The organism is Salinibacterium sp. (genome assembly GCF_031364185.1).
Classification (GTDB): domain Bacteria; phylum Actinomycetota; class Actinomycetes; order Actinomycetales; family Microbacteriaceae; genus Rhodoglobus.
In genome coordinates, this window is the sequence record NZ_JANLVV010000209.1 from 1 (window position 1) to 5,889 (window position 5,889).

At 67.4% G+C, this 5,889-nt stretch carries 6 protein-coding genes; 2 read left to right on the forward strand and 4 right to left on the reverse strand.

Features of this window, described 5'->3' with window-relative positions; genetic code table 11:
* Positions 1-1,011: FUSC family protein (locus RMN95_RS09265; protein WP_309616638.1), on the forward strand; the 1,011-nt coding region annotated here is incomplete at its 5' end.
* A 6-nt stretch (positions 1,012-1,017) separates the two neighbouring features.
* Here RMN95_RS09265 and RMN95_RS09270 read toward each other — a convergent pair.
* Both RMN95_RS09270 and RMN95_RS09275 read right to left on the reverse strand, forming a co-directional pair.
* Positions 1,018-1,809 carry a class I SAM-dependent methyltransferase gene (locus RMN95_RS09270; protein WP_309616639.1) on the reverse strand — a complete coding sequence of 264 codons (792 nt, stop codon included), beginning with the start codon at positions 1,807-1,809 and terminating at the stop codon, positions 1,018-1,020.
* 44 nt (positions 1,810-1,853) lie between these two features.
* Positions 1,854-2,294, reverse strand: coding sequence for a hypothetical protein (locus tag RMN95_RS09275; protein WP_309616640.1), 441 nt, complete (start codon positions 2,292-2,294; stop codon positions 1,854-1,856).
* A 75-nt stretch (positions 2,295-2,369) separates the two neighbouring features.
* Here RMN95_RS09275 and RMN95_RS09280 point away from each other — a divergent pair, with 75 nt between their 5' ends.
* Positions 2,370-3,116 (forward strand): phosphoglyceromutase, encoded by a 747-nt coding sequence (locus tag RMN95_RS09280; protein ID WP_309616641.1) that lies wholly within the window; start codon positions 2,370-2,372, stop codon positions 3,114-3,116.
* Between the two features lie 42 nt (positions 3,117-3,158).
* Here RMN95_RS09280 and RMN95_RS09285 read toward each other — a convergent pair whose 3' ends face one another.
* Both RMN95_RS09285 and RMN95_RS09290 read right to left on the reverse strand, forming a co-directional pair.
* The gene (locus RMN95_RS09285; protein ID WP_309616642.1) at positions 3,159-4,307 is read right to left on the reverse strand and encodes a DUF4192 family protein; all 1,149 of its coding nucleotides are present in this window, start codon (positions 4,305-4,307) and stop codon (positions 3,159-3,161) included.
* Positions 4,308-4,384: 77 nt separating this feature from the next.
* Positions 4,385-5,746: a plasmid pRiA4b ORF-3 family protein gene (locus tag RMN95_RS09290; protein WP_309616643.1), complete on the reverse strand. Its 1,362-nt coding sequence runs from the start codon at positions 5,744-5,746 to the stop codon at positions 4,385-4,387.
* Between the last annotated feature and the right edge of the window lie 143 nt (positions 5,747-5,889).

A 5,889-nucleotide genomic window follows, 5' to 3' on the forward strand; every position in this document is an offset into this window, starting at 1 on the left:
GCGGCCGTCCAGATCGTGGTGGCAGCTGTCGCCTCGTACTCCATCTCGCACTACCTGCTCGGGCATCCCATTCCGTTTATCGCGGTGGCTGTGACAATTACGTCCCTCGGACTGACCCGCGATGCCCGCCCCCGGCGCGTCTTCGACAACGCCCTCGGAGTGACCATTGGCATCACCCTGAGCGAGCTTCTGGTGTCGGTCGTCGGCAAGGGCGTGTGGCAGATCGCACTCGTGCTGTTCGTGGTGCTGGTCATCTCCCGCGCCTTCTCGGCGAACCCGGCGTTCGCGGTGGCCGCCGCGGTGCAGTCCGGCGTCGTCGTGATCGTGCCGGACCCGGCCGGTCTCGCCTTCACCCGCAGCCTCGACGCGATCGTCGCCGGGGTGGTCGCGCTCGCCGCCACGGCCCTCATCCCGCGTAACCCGAATCGCGATGCCGCGCGCGAACGGCGGCGCCTCTTCGCCGCGGTGAATGAGGGCGTCGACTCCGTTGTCGATTGCCTTCGGGATGCGGATGAAGCCGCCGGCGAACTCGGGCTCGCCCGTCTCAGGCGCACCCAACCGGTGATCGACGCCTGGACGACCTCGCTCGAGAGCGCCCTCGCGGTGGCCCGCATCTCGCCGTTTCTGCGCTCGCGGCTGCCCGAGCTTCAGCGCGACTCCCGCTTTCTCACCGCCGCCGACCTCGCCACCAGAAGCCTGCGCACCATAGCCCGGCGCGCGGAGTTTCTCGTGCGCGACGGCGTTCATCGGCCCGCGCTCGCCGAACTCGTGGCCCAGCTCGGCACCGGAATGCGACTGATCGGCGAGGAGGCCGACGACCCACAGGTTGGGGGCGCGGCCCGCTCACTCTTGACGGATGTCGCGCGCCGACTCGACCCATCCCTCATCGTGCCTGACGGCCATGTCACCGATCAGGCGCTCGTCTTGATGCTGCGCCCACTGGCCATTGACCTGCTCGTGGGCACGGGAATGCCGATCGACGAGGCGCGGGGTCTGCTTCCGGTGGTGTGAGATAGCTCACCACGCGAACCCGTCCGGCGCCACCGCGTCCCACGCGACACCGAGCTCACCCAGTCGCCAGCGTGCCTTCGTCCCCAGGATCGGCCACCCGTCATCCCGCATCGATGAGGCCACCGCTACCCACCGCTGCGACGGCCCGAACACACCCAGCGGCGCGTGCACCCGCCACCACCGATCGAGGTCGGCGAGGTAGCTGTGCACACCCTCCCCAGGCACATTGCGGTGGATCAGCACCTTCGGCAGCCGCTCGGCCACGATCGACGGCCCGATAGCGTCGGGGCCCGAGAGGTCTGACAGGCGCAGGCTCACGGTGAGAGTCTCGGGGCCGTGGGCCGTGACATCCACCCAGCTGGCGACCCTGCCGACCTCGTTGCAGGTGCCCTCGACGAGCACCCCGCCGGGTTGCAGGCGGTCGACCATGCGCCGCCAATTCCCGAGCACCTGTGACTCGTCGTACTGCCGAAGCACATTCAGCGCCCGGATGATCGTGGGCGCCCCGCCCGGAACCTCGAAGCCGCCGAGGCCGAAGTGAACCCCCGGCCGCGCGCTGCGCGAGGCGACCCGTACCCGCTCCGGATCGATCTCGATGCCCACTACTTCGACGTCAGGCCTGATGCGCGCGAGCCGCTGGTGCAGCTCGAGAGTGGTCGTCGCGGATGCGCCGTAGCCGAGGTCGACGACCAGGGGCGCGGCCGCGCTGCGGAGCACCGGCAGCTGGGCGATCCATCGATCGACGCGGCGGAGCCGGTTGGTGCCGGTGGTTCCGCGGGTGACCTGGCCGATGGGCATAGGTCAAGTGTCGCGCAACCCCGCACGTGGTGGGGAGTCGACCCCTACTTGGGTTCGTTCCAGCTCGCGATCGGGGCTTCGCGCGACCCGATCCAGATCGGAACTTTGGCTGCGAAGCCGATGACGAAGAACCCGATAACACCGCGGGCGAGGGCAACGTATCCGGCGACCGCCAGCCACAGGATGCCGAATCCGGAGCCCGTCGGGCCGCCGACCAAACCCGCGGCGAACAGTGCTCCGACAACTCCGCCGCCGCGACGGATCGCTTCGCCGCCGAGCACCGCGCCGATGAGCAGCGGCACCGCCACACCGCCGAGCATCAAGCCCCCTGCGAGCCAGCCTTGCCATTCCTGGTAGTCGCTACCGAGTGTCGCGCCGTAGAAAATGCCGGAGATGGGAAGAACGACGATGGCGATGCAGAGCACGATAGTCCACGCGCGGATGAAGCGGTCGCTGTAGCGGTAGGTGTTCGCACGAGTGGTCACCGGCCCAGCATATGGCCACCTCGAATACCGCCAGTCGCGTGGGCCCCGCCAACGCCCGTCGCTACGCTGTTATCCATGACCCACACCCTCATCCTCCTTCGCCACGGAAATTCCGACTGGAACCAGAAGAACCTCTTCACGGGGTGGGTGGATGTGCGACTCAGCGAGCAGGGGATCGCTGAAGCGACGAGGGCTGGTGAGCTGCTGGCCGAGTCCGGGCTGAAGCCCGATGTGCAGTACACGAGCCTTCTGACCCGCGCGATTGACACAGCCAATATCGCGCTAGACGCGGCCGACCGCGCCTGGCTGCCGGTGAAGCGCACCTGGCGCCTCAACGAGCGTCACTACGGCGCGCTGCAGGGGCTGGACAAGGCGGAGACGCTGGAGAAATTTGGGCAGGAGAAGTTCAGTCAGTGGCGCCGCAGCTTCGATGTTCCGCCGCCTGCGCTCGACGACGACGCCGAATACTCGCAGGTGCACGACGAGCGTTACGCCGGTATCGACGGCGAGATTCCGCGCACCGAGAGCCTCAAGCTGGTCATTGACCGGATGCTGCCCTACTGGCGGTCAGATATCGTTCCCGACCTGGCCGCAGGCAAGACCGTGCTGGTTACCGCCCACGGAAATTCGCTGCGCGCGCTGGTGAAGCACCTGGATGGCATCTCGGATGATGCTATTTCCGAGCTCAACATTCCCACGGGGATCCCGCTGGTGTATGAGCTTGACGAGACGTTCATGCCGACCGGCCCCGGGCGCTATCTCGACCCTGAGGCTGCTGCGGCAGGCGCTGCCGCCGTGGCCGCTCAGGGGGCTAAGAAGTGACCCGGGACGGTTCACGGTCAGGGCGCTGCTACAGCCAATTTGCTACACCTCCGAGCCGCTGAAGGCCCATTCCGGCAGCATTCCCGCGCTCAGCATGGCGTTCAGCAGCAGCGCCATGCTGTGCTTGGGGTCGATCGCGAGAGCCATGTCCGAGGCGGCACCGGCGGCTGAGCCGCGGCCCAGGCTCCACTGCAGCCAGCTCAGCATGCACAGCGGCCCGGGGCGGTAGCGGTCGGGAATGTTGGCGATGAGCTGCTTCAGCAGGTCGATGGTGCCCTGCACTCGGGGAACGTTTGGACGCCGCGTGCCGTGACCGGCCAGCAGATTCACGTCGTCGACGTCTACGCGACCGGCGTCGATCTCGCGCTGAACGACCTCATCCATCGTCCCACCGGTGTCTGCCTGGAGCTGGTGATAGCGGGCATTCGATTCGAGCATCGCCTCACCGAATTCGCACCCAAATGCGACGGTGATGCTCATCACATCGCGGTCGCTGGGGCGCTGCGCCATCGAGAGCATCCACGCGCTGACCTCCAGCGGGGGTGTCGGATATTCCGCGATGGTGCACGAACACGAGGCGGCGTCGAGATCCATCATCTCTTCCAGACGGTCCAGTACCATCATCGCCTCGTCGGTGAGGTGCTCGAATCCATCGAGGAGGTATTCAAGACGTTCGGCGATGAGCGGATCGCGCTCGGGCAGGGCCGCCTCGTCGCTGAGATCGTCGAGTACACGATGGTCGCTGAGGCGCGACGCGATCTCACTCGCAGCGATCAGGCCGAGTGGATGCCCCGCCCGCGGGTAGCCCGTATCGAAGTAGCTTGCCCAGCCATCGCCCGCCACGCACAGCGCATCGGGCAGGTGGAAGCCGGCCCCGTGGATGCGAGCGGGGAGCATCCGCCCGAGGTCGAGCTGCGGAATACCGTTCTCGCTCTCGAAGGTCTCGTCGGTGTAGATGATCATCGACGCGCCGGTGATGCCGGTGATGCGGCTCAGCATCCCGATAATGGTGGATGCGACGGCCTTCTGGTTGCTTCTGCGCTGCGGAGGAAGGTCGAGTCTGATGACCTCGCCCGTGCGGCGACCGCGAAAGGCTACGCAGACGATGCTGTTCTTCGGTTGATAGCCCAGCATTACGGGGATCGCGGAGAGGAAATCGGCGGCGGTGGTTGCGCGCATGATGTCGGTCATGCGCCCATGGTGCTCGCGTGATCAGAGGTGCGGCCCCGAGGGGCGAGGTTCGGTGGAGAACCGAGCCCTGTGGAAACTCAGCGGGCCATCTGTGCTGCGATGGCGGCTCGAGCGAGCGCCTTCGCCTCCGGCCCGGCGAGGCGTGCGTCCAGGCGGATAATCAGCGCACCTGAGCCTGCCCACTCGAGGAGGTGTCGAGTCTGCATGACGGCGGAGTACACCGGCGAGCCGTATCCCGAGTGCTGTGGGAATCGCCAGCCCACCAGCTCTGCCGACGACTCGAGAGCGTCCACCAACTCGTTCAAAGTCGATGCCTCCCCGGCGCTGACCAGCAGCAGGAGCAGCACCCCGATATCTCGACCGTAGTCGGTGCGTTCGGCGGGGAGTCGGCCCGCGACATAGCGCCACAGGGCGGCGGGATCATCCCGCAACAGCAGCCCCAGCTTCGTCAGCATCAGCCGGCCGCGGTACTTACGGGTGAGGCCAAGAGCGGTGACCGACTCGCGCAGAGCGAGCAGCGGCTGGATGTTCAGTTCGCGATTCGCCTGACCGAACCAGGTGTGCCCCGGGTCGAGCCGCGCCATCATCGCAGTCACGGAGCTCGGCGGCAGGTATTCGGCGGAGGTCAGCGCGATCCCCTCCTCCGGCACGTGAGCGAGGAAGCCGCGGATAACAGCGGTTCCCCGTTCGGCGGCGGTGACGGTGAGTGCTGCGGGGGCGGTGGCCGTGACATCCAGCGCATCATGAATGATGGCGAGCGCGGGCTCATCGCGACAACGATTCAGCATCACGGCAAGGGGCGAGGTTCCGGCGCGCAGGGCGGCGAGCATGGGCCGCGCCTGCGCTGCCTCGCGCACGCTGCGGTCGGCGGCCGCCAGGTCGAACGGGGCCGGCTCAGCATCAGAGCCGAGCCAATCGAAAAACTCGGCAAGATCTTCGGCGTCCGCGTGCCCTGGGGTTCGATACACGTCGAGGGCGTGCTCATACGAGTGGATGCCGCCGCAATCCTCCGGCGGTCCCATCCGCTCGCCCGCGACACACCGAGGCCCGGCGTCCCCCGGGTCGAGCTCGGAGACGGATTCGACGACTACCCGGTGCTCCCAGTCGTCCCCGAAGTCGTAGGTGTACCAGAAGCTGTCACCGACACTGTCGACGAACTGGTCGAGCCGCACCGTGCCTTCGAGGATGCCGGTGTCGCCCTCGTCGAGATCGTACTGGGTGACGATCGGTGACGGTCCGTAGCGGTCATCGGTGGGCGAGAAGCGGTGCAGGTGACTGTTAGTCCAGCCGAATGCGGCCTGCAGGATGTCGTGCACGCGATCGAGGGTGACCTCGCCCGGCAGCGACAGCCGGCGCCAGATCGGGGGTGCTGCGCCAATCAGCTCGATGCGCCGTTCGACGCGCTGGGGGGGGGTTGGGGGTGGAGGCAGGAGAGTCACGGATCAAGCGTAGGGGTGGCGGTCACCCGATGCGCAGCCAGGCCCGCAGTGCGGCGCGGATGACACCCCAGCGGCCACCTTCCCGCAGTAACCCCGCCCGTCCGAAATGACGGAGATGCCCGTGCCGCGCACCCCGAAACTCG

Bases quoted from the DNA above. Each gene is read 5' to 3' on its own strand.
- RMN95_RS09285 (WP_309616642.1), bottom strand. From the start codon at position 4,307: ATGACCGACATCATGCGCGCAACCACCGCCGCCGATTTCCTCTCCGCG.
- RMN95_RS09280 (WP_309616641.1), top strand. From the start codon at position 2,370: ATGACCCACACCCTCATCCTCCTTCGCCACGGAAATTCCGACTGGAAC.
- RMN95_RS09270 (WP_309616639.1), bottom strand. From the start codon at position 1,809: ATGCCCATCGGCCAGGTCACCCGCGGAACCACCGGCACCAACCGGCTC.